The sequence below is a fragment of the Pelomonas aquatica genome, from assembly GCF_026712205.1.
Taxonomy (GTDB): domain Bacteria; phylum Pseudomonadota; class Gammaproteobacteria; order Burkholderiales; family Burkholderiaceae_C; genus Pelomonas; species Pelomonas aquatica.
On sequence record NZ_JAPPUW010000017.1, the window covers coordinates 1 to 17,017 of the forward strand.

Annotated in this window: 18 protein-coding genes, 2 tRNA genes and 1 pseudogene; 4 read left to right on the forward strand and 17 right to left on the reverse strand. The window is 69.5% G+C overall.

All coding sequences use genetic code 11. From position 1 onward, the window contains the following. Positions 1-125 precede the first annotated feature (125 nt). The 16 genes and pseudogenes from NYP07_RS17300 to NYP07_RS17375 all read right to left on the reverse strand — a co-directional run. A pseudogene (locus tag NYP07_RS17300) lies at positions 126-497 on the reverse strand (site-specific integrase); the annotation flags it as partial. Positions 498-626: 129 nt separating this feature from the next. Beyond that, positions 627-702 (reverse strand) — tRNA-Lys (locus tag NYP07_RS17305). Between the two features lie 73 nt (positions 703-775). Continuing rightward, positions 776-851, reverse strand: a tRNA-Lys gene (locus tag NYP07_RS17310). A gap of 70 nt (positions 852-921) precedes the next feature. Beyond that, complete coding sequence (locus NYP07_RS17315) at positions 922-1,704, reverse strand: tRNA threonylcarbamoyladenosine dehydratase (protein WP_268152651.1); 783 nt, start codon at positions 1,702-1,704, stop codon at positions 922-924. Further along, a complete protein-coding gene (gene ybgF, locus NYP07_RS17320; protein ID WP_268152653.1) occupies positions 1,704-2,483 on the reverse strand; it encodes a tol-pal system protein YbgF in 780 nt (259 codons plus the stop codon). The genes NYP07_RS17315 and ybgF overlap by 1 nt, the downstream gene beginning before the upstream one ends. Then, the gene (pal, locus tag NYP07_RS17325) at positions 2,483-3,022 is read right to left on the reverse strand and encodes a peptidoglycan-associated lipoprotein Pal (protein WP_268152655.1); all 540 of its coding nucleotides are present in this window, start codon (positions 3,020-3,022) and stop codon (positions 2,483-2,485) included. The genes ybgF and pal overlap by 1 nt, the downstream gene beginning before the upstream one ends. Positions 3,023-3,121: 99 nt before the next feature. Further along, a complete protein-coding gene (gene tolB / locus NYP07_RS17330; protein ID WP_268152657.1) occupies positions 3,122-4,399 on the reverse strand; it encodes a Tol-Pal system beta propeller repeat protein TolB in 1,278 nt (425 codons plus the stop codon). Between the two features lie 189 nt (positions 4,400-4,588). Beyond that, a complete protein-coding gene (gene rng / locus NYP07_RS17335) occupies positions 4,589-6,073 on the reverse strand; it encodes a ribonuclease G (RefSeq protein ID WP_268152659.1) in 1,485 nt (494 codons plus the stop codon). A gap of 48 nt (positions 6,074-6,121) precedes the next feature. Continuing rightward, positions 6,122-6,793 carry a Maf family protein gene (locus NYP07_RS17340; protein ID WP_268152661.1) on the reverse strand — a complete coding sequence of 224 codons (672 nt, stop codon included), beginning with the start codon at positions 6,791-6,793 and terminating at the stop codon, positions 6,122-6,124. A 1-nt stretch (position 6,794) separates the two neighbouring features. Beyond that, positions 6,795-7,262 (reverse strand): 23S rRNA (pseudouridine(1915)-N(3))-methyltransferase RlmH, encoded by a 468-nt coding sequence (gene rlmH, locus NYP07_RS17345; protein WP_268152663.1) that lies wholly within the window; start codon positions 7,260-7,262, stop codon positions 6,795-6,797. Next, positions 7,262-7,930, reverse strand: a complete 669-nt coding sequence (gene rsfS / locus NYP07_RS17350; RefSeq protein WP_268152665.1) for a ribosome silencing factor — start codon at positions 7,928-7,930, stop codon at positions 7,262-7,264. Before rsfS ends, rlmH begins: the two co-directional genes overlap by 1 nt. Continuing rightward, positions 7,931-8,518 (reverse strand): nicotinate-nucleotide adenylyltransferase, encoded by a 588-nt coding sequence (nadD, locus tag NYP07_RS17355; RefSeq protein WP_268152667.1) that lies wholly within the window; start codon positions 8,516-8,518, stop codon positions 7,931-7,933. Next, on the reverse strand, positions 8,515-9,450 hold the full coding sequence (gene hemF, locus NYP07_RS17360) for an oxygen-dependent coproporphyrinogen oxidase (RefSeq protein ID WP_268152669.1): 936 nt from the start codon (positions 9,448-9,450) through the stop codon (positions 8,515-8,517). Before hemF ends, nadD begins: the two co-directional genes overlap by 4 nt. Beyond that, entirely contained in the window at positions 9,447-10,076 is a 630-nt protein-coding gene (locus NYP07_RS17365; RefSeq protein ID WP_268152671.1) for a 1-acyl-sn-glycerol-3-phosphate acyltransferase, read from the reverse strand. The genes hemF and NYP07_RS17365 overlap by 4 nt, the downstream gene beginning before the upstream one ends. After that, positions 10,073-11,359, reverse strand: a complete 1,287-nt coding sequence (gene purD, locus NYP07_RS17370; protein ID WP_268152673.1) for a phosphoribosylamine--glycine ligase — start codon at positions 11,357-11,359, stop codon at positions 10,073-10,075. Before purD ends, NYP07_RS17365 begins: the two co-directional genes overlap by 4 nt. 2 nt (positions 11,360-11,361) lie before the next feature. Continuing rightward, on the reverse strand, positions 11,362-12,084 hold the full coding sequence (locus NYP07_RS17375; RefSeq protein WP_268152675.1) for a YebC/PmpR family DNA-binding transcriptional regulator: 723 nt from the start codon (positions 12,082-12,084) through the stop codon (positions 11,362-11,364). 75 nt (positions 12,085-12,159) lie between these two features. On the opposite strand from NYP07_RS17375, the gene NYP07_RS17380 reads away from it, so the two are divergent. The 4 genes from NYP07_RS17380 (at position 12,160) to NYP07_RS17395 (ending at position 16,656) form a co-directional block, all read left to right on the forward strand. Beyond that, positions 12,160-13,686, forward strand: a complete 1,527-nt coding sequence (locus NYP07_RS17380; protein WP_268152677.1) for a helicase HerA-like domain-containing protein — start codon at positions 12,160-12,162, stop codon at positions 13,684-13,686. A 70-nt stretch (positions 13,687-13,756) separates the two neighbouring features. Beyond that, positions 13,757-14,014, forward strand: a complete 258-nt coding sequence (locus tag NYP07_RS17385) for a hypothetical protein (protein WP_268152679.1) — start codon at positions 13,757-13,759, stop codon at positions 14,012-14,014. 12 nt (positions 14,015-14,026) lie between these two features. Continuing rightward, positions 14,027-14,833, forward strand: a complete 807-nt coding sequence (locus NYP07_RS17390) for a hypothetical protein (protein WP_268152681.1) — start codon at positions 14,027-14,029, stop codon at positions 14,831-14,833. Between the two features lie 56 nt (positions 14,834-14,889). Continuing rightward, positions 14,890-16,656 carry a glutamine--tRNA ligase/YqeY domain fusion protein gene (locus tag NYP07_RS17395; protein ID WP_268152683.1) on the forward strand — a complete coding sequence of 589 codons (1,767 nt, stop codon included), beginning with the start codon at positions 14,890-14,892 and terminating at the stop codon, positions 16,654-16,656. A 21-nt stretch (positions 16,657-16,677) separates the two neighbouring features. Here the strand turns inward: NYP07_RS17395 and NYP07_RS17400 are convergent, their stop codons facing one another. Further along, positions 16,678-16,899 carry a hypothetical protein gene (locus tag NYP07_RS17400; RefSeq protein WP_268152685.1) on the reverse strand — a complete coding sequence of 74 codons (222 nt, stop codon included), beginning with the start codon at positions 16,897-16,899 and terminating at the stop codon, positions 16,678-16,680. Between the last annotated feature and the right edge of the window lie 118 nt (positions 16,900-17,017).

Here is a 17,017-nt window from a genome sequence, read left to right on the forward strand (position 1 = left end):
CGCCGTCCAGGACACCCTCGCTGCCGGGCTCGTCCAACTGGAAGCGGATCCCATCCGAACCCAGTCCATGACTGGATTCAAATGGATAACTTCTATACGTTTGAACGCGAGTTAGTATCACCCGCCTTGCCCCGCCGATCTTCACCGGCGAGCCGCTTGTCGCGGTATTGAGCAACCAGGTCGGGTGTGATGCCAGCAAGAGAGTGCCGCCCAAAAAAGGCGATGAGCGGGGTCACGCGCTTGACCTCGCGGCTTTGAGTGCCGGGCCGCTTCGTCTTGCTGACCTCTTCCAGATACCGCTCTATGGTCTTGGCAAAGGTCATCTTCTCCGCCGGAGCACGCTGAACGAACAGGCCGCGCACCATCTCGTCCTCGGATCGCCGCGCCCAGTCCTCGGCGTCCTTCTTCAGGCGAAAGGTCTTGATCGTGGTGGGGAAACCGGTCTTGCGGATGACGGCTTTCCAGGTGCCGGAAGGCGTCTTGACGATGGTCGGCATCAGGTCGGTTCAGGGCAACGAGCGTTGCGGCACTGTACTGAATTCGTACCGACGGTCAATTTTGTACCGCCGTAAAGCAAAAATCACTTAGCGCCTGAGCGCTAAGTGCATGATTTGCATAGAGAATTTTGGTGGGCCCTGAAGGATTCGAACCTTCGACCAACGGATTAAGAGTCCGCTGCTCTACCAACTGAGCTAAGAGCCCTGATTCAGTTCGGCGCGTGCCTTGCTGAGCCAGCGATTATAGCGCGATTCTTTCGAATCGCCGCCAGAAAGTCTGGTGGGATGTGCAGGATTCGAACCTGCGACCAACGGATTAAAAGTCCGCTGCTCTACCGACTGAGCTAACATCCCGCGTCAAGCAGAGCCTGCCATTATAGGCAGGTTTTCGGCAGGCTCGCAAGAATTTTCATCGGAATGTCGTTCAGCCCGGCTGCCGGGCCAGATGCAGGCGCTGCAGTTCGGCCGCGGCGCACAGGCCGAAGGTCGCCGTGACGGCGACGCTGGATCCGTAGCCATGGCAGTTCAGGCTGCCGTCGACGGCGCAGGCCTCGCCCGCCCCCTGCTGCGGCAGGTGCACCGGTTCGCGCGAGTAGACGCAGGCGACGTCCATGTGGCCGCCGCGCGGCGCGCCATGGTGCTTGCGCAGGCGCTGGCGCAGCGAGGCCAGCAGCGGGTCGTGCGTCGTGGCGCTCAGGTCGTCGATCTGCACGCGCTGCGGCTCGCGCTTGCCGCCGGCCGCGCCGACGGTGACGAAGGGCAGCCGCCGCTCGCGCGCCCAGGCGGCGAGCGTGGCCTTGGCACGCACCTGGTCGCAGCAGTCGATGAGGCCGTCGAGTTCGGCGCCGCCGATCAGTGCCGGCCAGTTGTCGGGCTCGACGAATTCCTCGACGACCCGCACCGTGCAGCCGGGGTGGATGTCGGCGATGCGCAGGCGCAGCGCCTCGGCCTTGGCCATGCCGACGGTCGACCCCAGGGCCTGGATCTGGCGGTTGATGTTGGATTCGGAGACCTGGTCCAGGTCGATCAGCAGCAGCTCGGCCGCGCCGCAGCGCGCGAGCGCCTCCACGGCCCAGGAGCCGACGCCGCCCAGGCCCACGACCGCGAAGCGGGCGGCGCGCAGGCGCTGGTAGGCGGCGTCGCCGTGCAGGCGGCGCAGGCCGCCGAAGCGACGCTCCAGATCAGCGTCGAGCTGATCCGCGGCCATCACTTCAGCGCGGCCAGGCGCTCTTTGCCCGCTTGTGCGGCTTCGGTGCCGGGGTAGGCCCTGATGAGGTCTTCAAGGCTGCGGCGCGCGGACTTGTTGTCCTTCAGCTCGATCTGGCAGTTGGCCAGCGCGAGCAGGGCTTCGCCGGCGCGCGGATGGTCGGGGTTGCCGGCGATGAAGGCCTTGAAGGTCGCGATCGCATCGCGGTAGTCGCGCTTGCCGTACTGCGCATTGCCGAGCCAGAAGCGCACCGAGTCGGTGTAGCCGCTGGCGGTGTAGCGCTTCAGGAAGGCGTTCAGCGCGGCCACGGCCTCGGCGAAGTCGCCGCGGCGCACGAGGCCGATGGCGGCTTCGTACTGGCTGCGCTCGTCGGGGCTGACCTGGAACTCGCGGCCGTCGAGGTTGACCTTCTGCGGCTCCAGCGGCTTGAGCCGCGCATCGACGGACTGCGACTGGTCGGTCAGCTTGCGCTGGGTGTCGGCCAGGTCGCGCGCCAGCTGCTCGTTGGCGCCGCGCAGCTTGGCGATCTCGGCGCGCAGCGCGTCGATCTGGGCGTTCAGGTCCAGCACGCTGCGGCGCAGCGGCTGGATCTGGTCCTGGACCAGCGAGTTCAGCTGGTCGGCGCGCTTGTTGGCGAGATCCTCGTTGGCCTGGACCTTGCCGCGCAGTTCGAGGATGGCCTTGCGGGCCTCGTCGTCCTCGAACAGGCCCGCACGGGCCGGCTGGACGAAGGCTGCGCCGACCGCGCACGCGACCAGCGCCAGACGCAGAGCCCGCATCACTTGTCCTTGAGCTCGACGCGGCGGTTCTTGGCCCAGGCTTCCTCGGTGCCGCCCTGCACGGCCGGGCGCTCCTTGCCGAAGCTGACGGCCTCGACCTGGCCGGTGCCGGCGCCCAGCAGCGTCAGCGACTTGGCGACGGCCTCGGCGCGGCGCTGGCCCAGGGCCAGGTTGTATTCGCGGCCGCCGCGCTCGTCGGTGTGGCCTTCGAGGTTCAGCGCGGCCTGCTTGCTGGCCTTCAGGCGGCGGGCATGCAGGTCGACGAGGCCGCGGTACTCCTCCTTGACGACGTCGCTGTCGAAGTCGAAGTAGATGACGCGCTTGTCCTTGACCTGCTGGGAGAGCTCGCTGAACAGGTCGACCGTCGCCACCTGGGACGCGCCGACCGGCTCGGTCTTGCCCTGCGAGGTGCTGCCGGCGGGGGCCGTCGTCGTGGAGATGTCCTTGACCGGCGCCGGTTCGTCCAGCTTGACGGTGGAACCGCAGCCGGCGAGGGCAGCGGCGGCGGCCAGGGTGAGCGCGTAGCGGGTCAGCTTCATTCGAGTGTTCTCCAGAACGGGCAAAGCGAGCGAGGGTTGGGGGGCAGGGGCCGCGGCGACGCGGGCCGGCTATTGTCCAACATGGTGCGGACCGTCAAGTTACTGACGTGTAAACGGCCCCCAGGTGGGTTCGCGCACCTCGGCCAGCGTGACGAGCAGCGGCGTCTTGATCTTGCCGTCCAGCGTCGTGGTCATCAGCACTTCCTTGCCGCCGGCGCGGGTCGCGTAGACGATCAGCTTGCCGTTGGGCGAGAAATCCGGGCTCTCGTCGTCGCTGGTCTCGCTGATCTGCTGCACCTGGCCGCTGGCCAGGTCCATCACGCACAGGCGGAAATTGCCGCTTACACGGGCGATATAGGCCAGCGTACGGCCGTCGGGGCTGATCGCCGGGCTGATGTTGTAGCTGCCGCTGAAGGTGACGCGTTCGGCCGCGCCGCCGCCCGCGGGCATGCGGTAGACCTGCGGGCCACCGCCGCGGTCGCTGACGAAATAGATCTTGCTGCCGTCCGGCGAGTAGCAGGCCTCGGTGTCGATGGCGCTGCTCTGCGTCAGGCGGCGCAGCCCCGAGCCGTCGCGGTTGATGACGAAGAGCTGGGTGCCGCCTTCGCGCGACAGGCTGAGCACGAGCTGCTGGCCGTCGGGCGACCAGGCGGGCGCGCTGTTCGTGCCCCTGAAGTCGGCCAGCACGCGGCGCTGGCCCGTCTGCACGTCCTGGACGCGCACGGTGGCCTTGCGGCTCTCGAAGGACACATAGGCCAGCTCGCGGCCGTTGGGCGCCCAGGCCGGCGAGATGATGGGTTCGGGGCTGGTCAGCGCGACCCTGGCGCCCTCGCCGTCCGCGTCGGCGACGACGAGGCTGTAGCGCGGGCCGGCCTTGGTGACATAGGCCATGCGGGTCGCGAACGCGCCCTTGTCGCCGGTGAGCTTCTCGTAAATGACGTCGGCAATGCGATGGGCCGCGAGGCGCGCGTCGTCGGGCAGCACGGCCTGGGCCTGGCCGACCAGCTCGGCGCCCTTGACGACGTCCCAGAGCTTGAAGCGGATGTCCAGGCGGCCATCGGCCAGGCGGCTGACCGAGCCGGCCACGAGGGCATCGGCCTGGCGGGCGCGCCAGTCGGGCCAGACGGGGCTGCTGGTCTCGTTCAGCGCGCCGGGCGCATCGACGCTGCGGAACTGGCCGCTGCGCTCGAGGTCGGCGCGCACGATGGCCGCGATGGGCTGGGGCGACCTGGACTCGTCGCGGAAATCGGCGATGGCCACCGGCACGCGCGAGCCGCCGACGCCGGCGATGTCGATGCGCAGCTGGGCGAACGCAGGTGCAGCGGACCAGGCGGCAAGCGCCGCGAGGCCGCGGCGCCGGGAAAGGTTCAAGGGCATGAAGGCACTCCGGATGGTCGCGAATTTTGCCGCAGCCGCCGCGTGCCCTCGCCCGGCGTCACGCACGCCGCCTGGGCGGGATCGGTTGTCCATGACGCTGCGCATCACCCGCAGCGGACAGGAGAAATGCAGAAGTGCAAACACAGAGCCACAGAGCCACGGAGACAGCTTTCTCCGTGGCTCAAACTCTCAGAGCAGCACGATGTCGTAGTGCTCCGTCTGGTTGGCCGGCTCGGCCGTCAGCGAGATGGGCTTGCCGATGAAGTCGGACAGGCCGGCCAGGTGGGCGCTCTCCTCGTCGAGCAGCATCTCGACGACATTGGCCGCAGCGACGACGCGGAACTCGCGGGGCGAGAACTGCCGCGCCTCGCGCAGGATCTCGCGCAGGATGTCGTAGCAGACCGAACGCGCCGTCTTGATCTGGCCGCGGCCCTCGCAGGTCGGGCAGGGTTCGCAGAGCATGCGGGCCAGCGATTCGCGGGTGCGCTTGCGCGTCATCTCCACCAGACCGAGCTGCGTGAAGCCGCCGACGGTGACCTTGGTGCGGTCGCGTGCGAGCTGCTTCCTGAACTCGGCCAGCACGGCGGCGCGGTGCTCGTCGCGGGTCATGTCGATGAAGTCGACGATGATGATGCCGCCCAGGTTGCGCAGGCGCAGCTGGCGCGCGATGGCGCCGGCCGCCTCCAGGTTGGTCTTGAAGATGGTGTCGTCGAAGTTCCTGGCGCCGACGAAGCCGCCGGTGTTGACGTCGATGGTCGTCATCGCCTCGGTCTGGTCGAACACCAGCGAGCCGCCGGACTTCAGCTCCACCTTGCGCGCCAGCGCCCGCGCGATCTCGGCGTCGACATTGCACAGGTCGAAGATGGGCCGCTCGCCGCGGTAGTGCTCCAGCTTGGCCGTGGCCGCCGGCATGAAGGTCTCGCCGAACTGGCGCAGCACGTCGTACTGCATGCGCGAGTCGATGCGGATGGCGCCGGTGCGCTCGCTGGCCAGGTCGCGCAGCACACGCTCGACGAGGCTGAGGTCCTGGTGCAGCAGGCTGGCCGGCGGCGTCGTCAGCGCCTTTTCGCGGATCTGCTGCCAGGTCTTGCGCAAGTAGGCGATGTCGGCGGCCAGCTCTTCGTCCGACGCATCCTCGGCATTGGTGCGCAGGATGAAGCCGCCACCGCCGCCCTGCTCCTTCGTGCCCACCAGCGCGGCCATGCGTGCGCGCAGCGCCTCGCGCGCTTCGGGCGAGCCGATCTTCTGGCTGATGCCGATGTGCTCGTCCTGCGGCAGATAGACCAGCATGCGACCGGCGATGCTGATCTGGCTGGACAGGCGCGCGCCCTTGGTGCCGATCGGATCCTTGATGACCTGCACGGTCAGCGGCTGGCCCTCGAAGACGAGGCGCTCGATGGGCGTGGGCGGCGCGTCCGCGTTGTGATTGCGGCCGTGGCCGAACTGCGAGGCGCTGTGCAGGTCGGCCACATGCAGGAAGGCCGCGCGCTCCAGGCCGATGTCGATGAAGGCCGACTGCATGCCGGGCAGCACGCGCACGACCTTGCCGAGGTAGACGTTGCCGACCAGGCCCCGCTCCAGCGTGCGCTCGATGTGCAGCTCCTGCACGGCGCCGTTCTCGACCACGGCCACCCGCGTCTCCTGCGGGGACCAGTTGATCAGGATGTCTTCCATCGCGAACCCTTGAATGCTGATGCGTGCCGCCGGCCGGGGCGGCAGGCATCAGAACTCGAAACCGAATTTCTCCAACAGCGAGGCCGTCTCAAAGAGGGGCAACCCCATGATGCCGGAGTAGCTGCCGGCAATGTTCACGATCCAGGCCGCGGCCTGGCTCTGGATGGCATAGGCCCCGGCCTTGCCGAAGGGCTCGCGGCTGGCGACGTAACGGCCGATCTGCGCAGCAGACAGCGGCGCGAACTCGACTCGGGACACGTTCAGCGCAGCCGCGCGCTGCATCGCGTCGGCCACGGCGACGGCCGTGATGACGCGGTGGCTGCGGCCCGACAGCAGCGTCAGGATGCGCCGCGCGTCGGCCTCGTCCTCGGGCTTGCCGAGGATGAGGTCGTCCACCGCCACCGTCGTGTCGGCGCACAGGACGGGCGCCGCCGGCAGGCCGCGCGCCGCCAGCCGGGCCAGCGCGGCGTCGAGCTTGGCGGCCGTCACGCGGGCGCAGTAGCTCTCCGGCAGGTCGCCGGCATGGATGGCCTCCAGCGCCTCGGCGTCCTCGTCGGCGCCGGGCAGCAGCAGTTCGTGGCGCACGCCGATCTGCTGCAGCAGCTGGCGGCGGCGCGGGCTCTGCGAGGCGAGGTAGATGAAGGGTCCGGCGCTGGGCCGCCCCGAGCCGGACGCGCCCCCTTGGGGGGCCGACGACGAAGTCGTCTTGGGGGCTGACATGCTATTCGCGGTGGTAGGGATGCCCGGTCGTCACGGTCCAGGCGCGGTACAGGCCCTCGGCCAGCAGCACGCGGGCGAAGGCATGCGGCAGCGTCAGGTCGGACAGGCGCAGCGTCTCGTCGGCCGTGGCCTTGAGGTCGGGATGCAGGCCGTCCGGGCCGCCGATGATGAGGGCCGCGTCGCGGCCCTCGCCCATCCACAGCTTCAGCCGCTCGGCCAGCTGCACCGACGTGCGACGCTCGCCGCGCTCGTCCAGGATGACGCGGCGCACGCCCTTCGGTAGTGCCGCCTCGATGCGCGCCGCCTCGGCCGCCATCAGCTGCTCGGCCGTCCTGCTGCCACGCGTCTCGGCCTTGACGGCCTTGAGTTCGAGCTTCAGTTCGGGCGGGAAGCGCTTCGCGAAATCTTCGTAGGCCGTGTCGGCCCAGGCCGGCTGGCGCTGGCCCACGGCGACGAGCAAGAGGCGCATCAGGCCTTCTTGGCAGCGGCCTTTTTGGCCGGGGCTTTCTTCGCGACGACCTTCTTCGCGGGAGCCGCCTTCTTCGCCGGCGCGGCCTTCTTGGCCGGTACCGCCTTGGCCGCCGTCTTCTTCTTCGCGGCCGGCTTGGCCGCGCCGACCTTGATGGTCTTGGCCGCCGGCGTCTTGCTGCCGACGACGCGGCTGACGCCCTTCTTCGCGGGCGCGGCCTTTTTCGCGGTCGGCGCCTTCTTGGCCGGCGCGGCAGCCTTCTTCGCCGGCGCCTTCTTCGCGGCCGGCTCGGGCTCCGAGGCCTTCACGAGCTTGACCTCGGCGCTGCCAAGCTTGAGCTTGACCGGCTTGTCGCCCCAGATCTCTTCGAGGTGGTAGTAGTCGCGGATGGCCGGCTGCATCACGTGCACGACGGCGGCGCCGCAGTCCACGATGATCCATTCGCCGTTGTCCTCGCCCTCGGTGCGCATGACCTGCATGCCACGGCCCTTGACCGTTTCACGCACGCTGGAGGCCAGGGCCTTGGTCTGCCGGTTGCTGGTGCCGGACGCGATGATGACGCGTTCGAACAGCGGCGACAGATGCTCGGTGTTGAACACGACGATGTTCTGAGCCTTGACGTCTTCCAGGCCATCGACGATGGCGCGTTGCAGCTTGCGAATATCCATTCAGGGCTTCTTCCCGTAGAGACGGTGCGAGGCAATATAGCTCGCCACGTCGGCGCCCACCAAGGGGCAGATGTCGTCGCCGCGCGCGATGGCCTCGCGCACGGCGGTGGATGAGATGGGCAGGTCCGGCAGCTCCAGCACCTGCAGGCGATGCGGGGGCAGGCCGGACGGCGTGACGACGGCCTCGCCCGCGCGCGGCACGACGACGAGAGTCGCCAGCCCGGCGATGGCCTCGGCGCGGTACCAGGTCGGCAGCCGTGCGTACTGGTCCTGGCCGATCAGGAACATCAGCTCGGCGCCCGGACGCTCGGCCGCGAGCTCGCGCAGCGTGTCGGCCGTGAAGCTGGGGCCGCGGCGCTGCAGCTCGCGCTCGTCGACCGCCTGCCGCGCATCGCCCGCGATCAGCTCGCGGATCATCGCCACGCGGTGCACCGGCGCGGCCATGACCTGGTCGGGCTTCTGCCACTGCCGGCCGGCCGGCAGCCACAGCAGGCGGTCGGGCGCCAGCGCCTGCAGCGCGAAGCGGGCGAAGGCCAGATGGCCGAGATGGGGCGGGTCGAAGCTGCCGCCGAAGATGGCAAGCTTCAAAGCCACAGCGGCGTCGAGGTTTCGTCGGCCCAGTCGCGCGGGCGCAGGAAGTCGCTGTAGAGCCGCGCCTCGGGCGTGCCCGGCTCGGGCGCCCAGTCGTAGCGCCACGTCACCTGCGGCGGCATGGACATCAGGATGGATTCCGTGCGCCCGCCGGACTGCAGGCCGAACAGCGTGCCGCGGTCCCAGACCAGGTTGAACTCGACATAGCGGCCGCGCCGGTAGGCCTGGAAGTCGCGTTCGCGCTCGCCATAGGCATAGCCCTGGCGGCGCTCGACGATGGGCAGATAGGCGGCGAGGAAGGCGTCGCCGACCGACTGGATCAGCGCAAAGCCCTTGTCGAAGCCACCTTCGGCGAAATCGTCGAAGAAGATGCCGCCGATGCCGCGCGGCTCGTTGCGGTGCTTCAGGAAGAAGTAGTCGTCGCACCAGGCCTTGAACCTCGGGTACAGCGCCTCGCCATGCGGCTGCAGCGCGTCGCGGCAGACGCGGTGGAAATGCTGGGCGTCGCGCTCGTAGCCGTAGTAGGGCGTCAGGTCCATGCCGCCGCCAAACCAGGTCACGGCCGGCGCATTGGCCGGCAGGGCCGCGAACATCCGCACGTTCATGTGCACGGTCGGCACGAAGGGGTTGTGCGGATGCAGCACCAGCGACACGCCCATGGCCTCGAAGGGCGCGCCGGCCAGCTCGGGGCGGTGCTGCGTGGCCGAGGGCGGCAACACGCGGCCCTTCACGTGCGAGAAGTTGACGCCGCCGCGCTCGAACACCGAGCCGCCCTCGATGAGCCGGCTCAGGCCGTCGCCCTCCAGCCGGCCGCCGGGCTCGCGGCTCCAGCCGTCGCTGAGGAAGGCATTGCCATCGGCCGCTTCCAGCGCGCTGACGACGCGCTGCTGCAGGCCCAGCAGATAGTCCCGGACGGCTTGCGAGTTCATGGGCGCGGCGGCTTGGGTTGAATGGGACTGGCCAGCGCCGGGCGCCTGCCCATGCGCGGGCCGAGGTAGTCGGCAAAGGCGGCGAAGTCGGCCTGCAGGTCGCCGGTCAGCCGGACGAAACGGTTCAGCGACACGACGCGGCGCTGGAAATCGAAATAGCACAGGCCCACCGGCACGCCGGCCTGCACGGCGACCTGGTAGGCGCCGGTGCGCCAGCCGGTCGTCAGCGAGCGCGTGCCCTCGGGCGCCACGGCCAGCCAGAAGCGCTCGCCGCGCGCCGCGGCCGCGCGCATCTGCGCGACCGTGTCCGCCACCATGCCATGCGGGCTGGCACGGTCCACGGCCACGCCGCCGATCCAGCGCACCCAGCGCCCGAGCAGCGGCACGCGGAACAGGCTGTCCTTGCCCCAGAAGCGCAGCTGCAGGCCGATGGCCCATTTGGCCAGCACGCCGACGACGAAGTCCCAGTTGGAGGTGTGCGGATAGACCAGGATGACGCCCTGCTCCGCCGGCAGGCCCGGCGCGTCCACCGTCCAGCCAAACAGGCTGAGCACCCAGCGGGCCACGCGGCTCGCGCGGCCGTGGGGGTGCAGCGGCCCGGTCAGGACGGCAGGTGCGGACGTCAACGCTTGATGGCCCGGTGGCCGATGTCCGAACGGAATTGCCGGCCGTTGAACTGGATGCCCGAGGCGGCGTCGTAGGCGCGCTGCGCCGCCGTGCGCACGGACTCGCCCAGCGCCGTCACGCACAGCACGCGGCCACCGCTGGTGAGCAGCTTGCCGTTCACCTCGGCCGTGCCGGCGTGGAAGACCATGGCCTCGTCCTCGTCGGCCGGCAGGCCGTCGATGGCGTCGCCCTTGCGCGGATTCAGCGGATAGCCCTCGGCCGCGAGCACGACGCCCAGGGCCACGCGGCGGTCCCACTGCAGCTCGACCTGGTCCAGCGTGCCGTCGGTCGCATGCATCAGCAGCTCGAAGAGGTCGCTCTTGAGACGCATCAGGATGGGCTGGGTCTCGGGGTCGCCCATGCGGGTGTTGAACTCGACGGTGCGCGGCTGGCCGTGCTCGTCGATCATCAGCCCGGCGTACAGGAAGCCGGTGAAGGGGTGGCCGTCCTTGGCCATGCCGGCAATGGTCGGCTGGATGATCTCGTGCATGACCTTGGCATGCACATTGGGCGTGACGACCGGCGCGGGCGAGTAGGCGCCCATGCCGCCGGTGTTGGGGCCTTCGTCGCCGTCCAGCAGGCGCTTGTGGTCCTGGCTGGTGGCCAGCGACACGACATGCCTGCCGTCGCAGACGACGATGAAGCTGGCCTCCTCGCCGGCGAGGAAGTCCTCGATGACGACGCGGGCGCCGCCTTCGTTGTGGGTCACGCCGAGCTTGTTGTCCTCCAGGATCCAGGCGATGGCCTCGTGGGCCTGGTCCAGCGTCATCGCGACGACGACGCCCTTGCCCGCCGCCAGGCCGTCGGCCTTAATGACGATGGGGGCGCCGCGGCCGTCGACGTAGGCGTGGGCCGCCGCAGCGTCGGAGAAGGTCTCGTAGGCCGCGGTCGGGATGCCGTGGCGCTTCATGAAGTCCTTGGCGAAGGCCTTGGAGCTCTCGAGCTGCGCCGCCGCCTTGGTCGGGCCGAAGATGCGCAGGCCGCGGGCGCGGAACTCGTCCACCACCCCGGCGGCCAATGCGGCCTCGGGGCCGACGACGGTCAGCGTGATCTTCTGCTGCTCGGCGAAGTCGGCCAGCGCCTTCGCGTCGGTGGGCGCGATGGCCACGTTCTCCAGGCGCGCGTCGCGGGCCGTGCCGCCGTTGCCGGGGGCGACGAAGACCTGGCTGACGCGCTGGCCCTGGGCCAGCTTCCAGGCCAGGGCGTGTTCACGGCCGCCGTTGCCGATGACGAGGACTTTCATGTTCAGCCCAGTTCGGCGTTGTGATAGACGGCCTGCACGTCGTCGAGGTCTTCGATGACGTCCAGCAGCTTTTGCATGCGCTCGGCGTCGTCGCCGCTCAGCTCGATGGTGTTCTCGGGGCGCATCGTCACTTCGGCCAGTTCCGGCACCAGGCCGGCGGCCTCCAGCGCGGCCTTGACGACCTCGTAGTCGCTAGGTGCGGTCAGCACCTCGATGGCGCCGTCGTCGCCGGTGACGACGTCCTCGGCGCCGGCGTCCAGGGCCGCTTCCATGACCTTGTCCTCCGACGTGCCCGGCGCGAACAGCAGCTGGCCGACGTGCCTGAACTGGAAGGCCACGGAGCCGTCCGTGCCCATATTGCCGCCGTATTTGCTGAAGGCGTGGCGCACCTCGGCAACGGTGCGGACGCGGTTGTCCGTCATCGTGTCGATCATGATGGCAGCGCCGGCGATGCCATAGCCCTCGTAGCGGATTTCCTCGTAGGTCAGGCCGTCGAGGTTGCCACTGGCCTTGTCGATGTTGTACTTGATGCGGTCGGCCGGCATGTTGGCGGCCTTGGCCTTGTCGACGGCCAGGCGCAGGCGCGGGTTGTCCTTGATGTCCGGGCCGCCCTGGCGCGCGGCCACCGTGATCTCACGGATGATGCGGGTCCAGATCTTGCCGCGCTTCTCGTCCTGGCGACCTTTGCGATGCTGGATATTGGCCCATTTGGAATGACCGGCCATAGGTTGGCTCCTGGAAGGCTGCCGTTGCAGCAGCCCGTTTATCGTTGAATAGCCCCCGATTTTAGAGGACGCCCCATGACCGACCCGATCCTGCTGGCCCGCAGCGCGCAGACCGAGTGCCTGCTGCTGCCGGCGCTGGCCAACCGCCACGGCCTCATCACCGGCGCCACCGGCACCGGCAAGACCATCAGCCTGCAGAAGCTGGCCGAGAGTTTCTCCAGGCTGGGCGTGCCCGTCTTCATGGCCGACGTGAAGGGCGACCTGACCGGCATCAGCCAGCCGGGCCGCCCGAGCGACAAGCTGCTGGCCCTGCTGAAGACGCGCGGCCTGGAAGCGCCCGAGAGCATCGCCTGCCCCACCGCGCTGTGGGACGTCTTCGGCGAGCAGGGCCACCCGGTGCGCGCCACCGTGTCGGACATGGGGCCGCTGCTGCTGGCCCGCATGCTGGCGCTCAACGAGACCCAGGCCGGCGTGCTGCAGATGGTGTTCAAGATCGCCGACGACCAGGGTCTCTTGCTGCTGGACCTGAAGGACCTGCGCGCCACGCTGCAATACGTCGGCGACAACGCCAGCCAGTTCACGACGCGGTACGGCAATGTGTCGGCCGCCAGCGTCGGCGCCATCCAGCGCGGCCTGCTGCAGATCGAGGCCCAGGGCGGCGACAAATTCTTCGGCGAGCCCATGCTCGACATCGCCGACTTCATGCAGACGGACAACGGCCTGGGCGTCATCAACGTGCTGGCCGCCGACAAGCTGATGAATTCGCCGCGGCTGTACGCGACCTTCCTGCTGTGGATGCTGAGCGAGCTGTTCGAGATGCTGCCCGAGGTGGGCGACCTGGACAAGCCCAAGCTCGTGTTCTTCTTCGACGAGGCCCATCTGCTGTTCAAGGACGCGCCCGCCGCGCTGATCGAGCGCATCGAACTCGTCGTGCGCCTGGTGCGCTCCAAGGGCGTGGGGGTCTATTTCGTCACGCAGAACCCGCTGGACATCCCTGACAACGTGCTCGGCCAGCTCGGCAACCGCGTGCAGCACGCGCTGCGCGCCTTCACGCCGCGCGACCAGAAGGCCGTCAAGAGCGCGGCCGAGACCATGCGCCCCAAGCCCGGCCTCGACATCGAGGCCGCCATCACCGAGCTGGCCGTCGGCGAGGCGCTGGTGAGCCTGCTCGACGAGCAGGGCCGGCCCAGCGTGACCGAACGCGTCTTCGTGCTGCCGCCGGGCAGCCAGATCGGCCCGATCACGGCGGAGCAGCGCCGGGCGCTGATCGAGGACTCCACCGTCGCCGGCGTCTACGAGGAACAGCTCGACCGCGAATCGGCCTATGAGAAGCTGACCGGCAAGGGCACGACGGCCGTCGCGGCACCCGCGCCTGCAGGCGGCGCCGGCAGCGCGCCGCCCGCCGACACGGGCGGCGGCCTGCTGGACGGGCTGAAGGACATGCTGTTCGGCAGCACCGGCCCGCGCGGCGGCCGCCACGAAGGCCTGGCCGAGTCGGCCGCGCGCTCGGCGGTCAGGAGCATGGGCACGGCCGTCGGCCGCGAGATCATCCGCGGCGTGCTCGGCTCCATCCTCGGCGGCAGCGGCAGCCGGCGCAGCTGAGACGGCAGGCGCCTCTGCAAAGCCGCTGGCGCGGCGCCGATGAAAACCGTATAAACGGTTTTCATCGTTTATGAGCCACGACCGCAAGCCCCCGCCTCCCGAGCGCGCCAAGCTCGTGCGCGACGGCTTCACGATGCCCGAGGCCGACTACGAGCTGCTGAAGGCGCTCAAGCATCGCCTCCACGACGTGAAGCGCGAGGCCAGGAAGAGCGAACTGCTGCGCGCCGGCCTGCATGCGCTGGCCGAGTTGGACGCCGAGGCGCTGGCCGCGGCGCTGGACCGGCTGGTGCCGGTCAAGACAGGACGCCCGCCGAAGTCAGGCGGGTGAGAGGAGCAGCCCATGACCGACGCGACCTACTGGTGGCATCTGCTCTGCGGCATCGCCGGCCTCAACCTCGTCGCCTGGACGGTCTCGACCGCCTGGCTGCACCGCAACCGGCCGGACGGCACGACCTGGCCCCACCAGCGGCTGCAGCTGCTGCTGTCGGCGCTGTATGTGCTGGGTTGCGGCTACCGCTCGCTGCTGCCGGTGTTCGACGTGCCGCGCGTCGTCATGGTGGACAGCTGGGCCTCCAGCGTGCTGGTCGGCCGCACGGTCGCGACGCTGGCCGAGCTGAGCTTCGCCGCGCAATGGGCGCTGCTGCTGCGCGGCGCGGCGCTGGCCACCGGCCACCGGCCCAGCCTGCGCGTCGCGCATGCCGTGCTGCCGCTGATCGCGCTGGCCGAGTTCAACTCCTGGTACGCCGTGCTGACGACGCGCAACCTCGGCCACGTCGCCGAGGAAACCTTGTGGGGCACGGTGGCCGTGCTCAGCGTGCTGGCCCTGCTGGGCCAGTGGCCGCGCGCCTCGGCCCGGGGCCGGCGCTGGCTGGCGCTGGCCATCGCGGCGGGCCTGGCCTATGCGGCCTATATGTTCGCGGTGGACGTGCCCATGTACTGGTCGCGCTGGCTGGCCGACGAGGCCGCCGGGCGCAGCTACCCCAGCCTCGCCGCCGGTGCGGCGGACGCGGCCTACCGCTGGCATGTGGCGCACGACTGGGCGCACTGGCGCAGCGAGGTCGTCTGGATGACGCTCTACTTCAGCGTGGCCGTCTGGATCAGCATAGCCCTCGCACACGTGCGGCTGCCGCTGCGGGCTCATCCTTAGAATCTGCGGCATCACGACGGGCCATGGCATGGCCCGCTTCCATTTCAGAGCCGACGATGAGCCAACACGCCCCCGCCGCCCCCGCGACGAACTTCCTGCGCCAGCGCATCGAGCATGATCTCGAATCCGGCGCCTTTGCCGGCCGCCGTTTTGCCGGCACGCCGGGCGACGCGGCCCACCATGGCGCCGGCCCGCTGGACGAGGCGCGCATCCGCACCCGCTTCCCGCCCGAGCCCAACGGCTATCTGCACATCGGCCATGCCAAGAGCATCTGCCTGAACTTCGGCCTGGCGCGCGACTTCGGCGGCGCCTGCCATCTGCGCTTCGACGACACCAACCCCGAGAAGGAGGAACTGGAGTACGTCAACGCGATCAAGGAGATGGTGCAGTGGCTGGGCTGGTCCTGGGGCGACAACCTGTTCGAGGCCAGCAGCTACTTCGACTTCATGTACGCGGCGGCCGAGGCCCTGGTCGACGCCGGCCATGCCTATGTGGACGAGCAGAGCGCCGACGAGATGCGCGCCAACCGCGGCGACTTCGGCAAGCCGGGCGTGAACAGCCCCTTCCGCGACCGCTCCGCCGCGGACAACCTCGCCCGCCTGCGCGAGATGCGCGACGGCCGGCATGCCGACGGCGCGATGGTGCTGCGCGCCAAGATCGACATGGCTTCGCCCAATATCAACCTGCGCGACCCGACGCTCTACCGCATCAAGCATGCGGAACACCATGCCACCGGCAGCAAATGGTGCATCTACCCGATGTACACCTTCGCTCATCCGATCGAGGACGCGCTGGAGCGCATCACGCACAGCATCTGCACGCTGGAGTTCGAGGACCAGCGGCCCTTCTACGACTGGCTGCTGAACCAGCTCGCCGACCTCGGCCTGCTGGCCCGGCCGCTGCCGCAGCAGATCGAGTTCGGCCGCCTGAACCTGAACTACGTCGTCACCAGCAAGCGCAAGCTGCGCCAGCTGGTCGAAGAGCAGCACGTCGGCGGCTGGGACGACCCGCGCATGCCCACCCTCGTCGGCCTGCGCCGCCGCGGCTTCACGCCGGCCAGCATCCGCGCGATGGTCGAGGCCACCGGCGCCAGCAAGCAGAACGCCTGGATCGACGACACCGTGCTCGACCAGGCCCTGCGCGCCGACCTGGAGCCGCAGGCGCCGCGCGCCTTCGCCGTGCTGCAGCCGCTCAAGCTCAGGCTGACCAACTACGCCGAGGTGTTCGGCAGCAGCGACCACCGCGAGCCCTGCGAGACCGCCGCCCACCCGCACAAGCCGGAGCTGGGCCAGCGCAGCTTCTCGCTCGGCCCCGAGCTTTGGATCGAGGCCGAGGACTTCGTCGAAGTGCCGCCCAAGGGCTATTTCCGGCTGTTTCCGGGCAACAAGGCGCGCCTGAAGGCCGGCTACATCATCGAATGCACCGGCGCCGAGAAGGATGCGGCCGGCAAGGTCACGGCCGTGCTGGCCGCCGTCATCCCCGACACCAAGAGCGGCACACCGGGCGCGGATGCGGTCAAGGTCAAGGGCACCATCGGCTGGGTCGGCGCCCACGAGGCCGTGGCTGCCGAGGTGAGGTTGTACGAACGCCTGTTCACCGAGCCCCAGCCGGATGCCGGCGGGCGCGACTTCCTCGAATTCGTCAACCCGAACTCGCTGCGCGTCGTGCAGGGCTTCGTCGAGCCCTCGCTGGCCGCCGCCGCCGCCGAGCAGCGCTGGCAGTTCGAGCGCCACGGCTATTTCGTGACCGACCGCGTCGACCACCGCGCCGACCGGCCGGTGTTCAACAAGATCACCGGGCTGAAGGACGGCTTCGCGAAGTGATTCGGCCCAGTCGGCCTCGCTTCAGCCCCTCGCGCCGCCGCAACGCAACACGATCGGCATGGCGTACTCCCGCCCCACCACCGCCCGCGCGAACAGATAGTTCTGCCGCGCCCGCTCGCTGAGCCCGTCCAGGCGCACGCCGCCCGCCGCATCGCAGGGGAAGGCGAGCGCTCGGCCGGCCTGGAACAGGGATTCGAACCGCAGCTCGTAGTCGTCGCTCAATGGCATGGGGCGTGTGTTCATGGGGTACCTCGTCTTGATGTCCAGACTAGGCGCCGCACCACCCGCCCGCGCGTGAAAAGGTCGCACGCCGCGGAGCGACCTCCCCCGAACGCGGCAGCGCGTGACAAACCCCTCGGCC

Excerpts from the sequence above, each read along its gene's own strand:
- NYP07_RS17315 (WP_268152651.1), bottom strand. The coding sequence starts at position 1,704 with ATGGCCGCGGATCAGCTCGACGCTGATCTGGAGCGTCGCTTCGGCGGC.
- ybgF (WP_268152653.1), bottom strand. The coding sequence starts at position 2,483 with ATGCGGGCTCTGCGTCTGGCGCTGGTCGCGTGCGCGGTCGGCGCAGCC.
- pal (WP_268152655.1), bottom strand. The coding sequence starts at position 3,022 with ATGAAGCTGACCCGCTACGCGCTCACCCTGGCCGCCGCCGCTGCCCTC.
- tolB (WP_268152657.1), bottom strand. The coding sequence starts at position 4,399 with ATGCCCTTGAACCTTTCCCGGCGCCGCGGCCTCGCGGCGCTTGCCGCC.
- rng (WP_268152659.1), bottom strand. The coding sequence starts at position 6,073 with ATGGAAGACATCCTGATCAACTGGTCCCCGCAGGAGACGCGGGTGGCC.
- NYP07_RS17340 (WP_268152661.1), bottom strand. The coding sequence starts at position 6,793 with ATGTCAGCCCCCAAGACGACTTCGTCGTCGGCCCCCCAAGGGGGCGCG.
- rlmH (WP_268152663.1), bottom strand. The coding sequence starts at position 7,262 with ATGCGCCTCTTGCTCGTCGCCGTGGGCCAGCGCCAGCCGGCCTGGGCC.
- rsfS (WP_268152665.1), bottom strand. The coding sequence starts at position 7,930 with ATGGATATTCGCAAGCTGCAACGCGCCATCGTCGATGGCCTGGAAGAC.
- hemF (WP_268152669.1), bottom strand. The coding sequence starts at position 9,450 with ATGAACTCGCAAGCCGTCCGGGACTATCTGCTGGGCCTGCAGCAGCGC.
- purD (WP_268152673.1), bottom strand. The coding sequence starts at position 11,359 with ATGAAAGTCCTCGTCATCGGCAACGGCGGCCGTGAACACGCCCTGGCC.
- NYP07_RS17375 (WP_268152675.1), bottom strand. The coding sequence starts at position 12,084 with ATGGCCGGTCATTCCAAATGGGCCAATATCCAGCATCGCAAAGGTCGC.
- NYP07_RS17380 (WP_268152677.1), top strand. The coding sequence starts at position 12,160 with ATGACCGACCCGATCCTGCTGGCCCGCAGCGCGCAGACCGAGTGCCTG.
- NYP07_RS17385 (WP_268152679.1), top strand. The coding sequence starts at position 13,757 with ATGAGCCACGACCGCAAGCCCCCGCCTCCCGAGCGCGCCAAGCTCGTG.
- NYP07_RS17390 (WP_268152681.1), top strand. The coding sequence starts at position 14,027 with ATGACCGACGCGACCTACTGGTGGCATCTGCTCTGCGGCATCGCCGGC.
- NYP07_RS17395 (WP_268152683.1), top strand. The coding sequence starts at position 14,890 with ATGAGCCAACACGCCCCCGCCGCCCCCGCGACGAACTTCCTGCGCCAG.
- NYP07_RS17400 (WP_268152685.1), bottom strand. The coding sequence starts at position 16,899 with ATGAACACACGCCCCATGCCATTGAGCGACGACTACGAGCTGCGGTTC.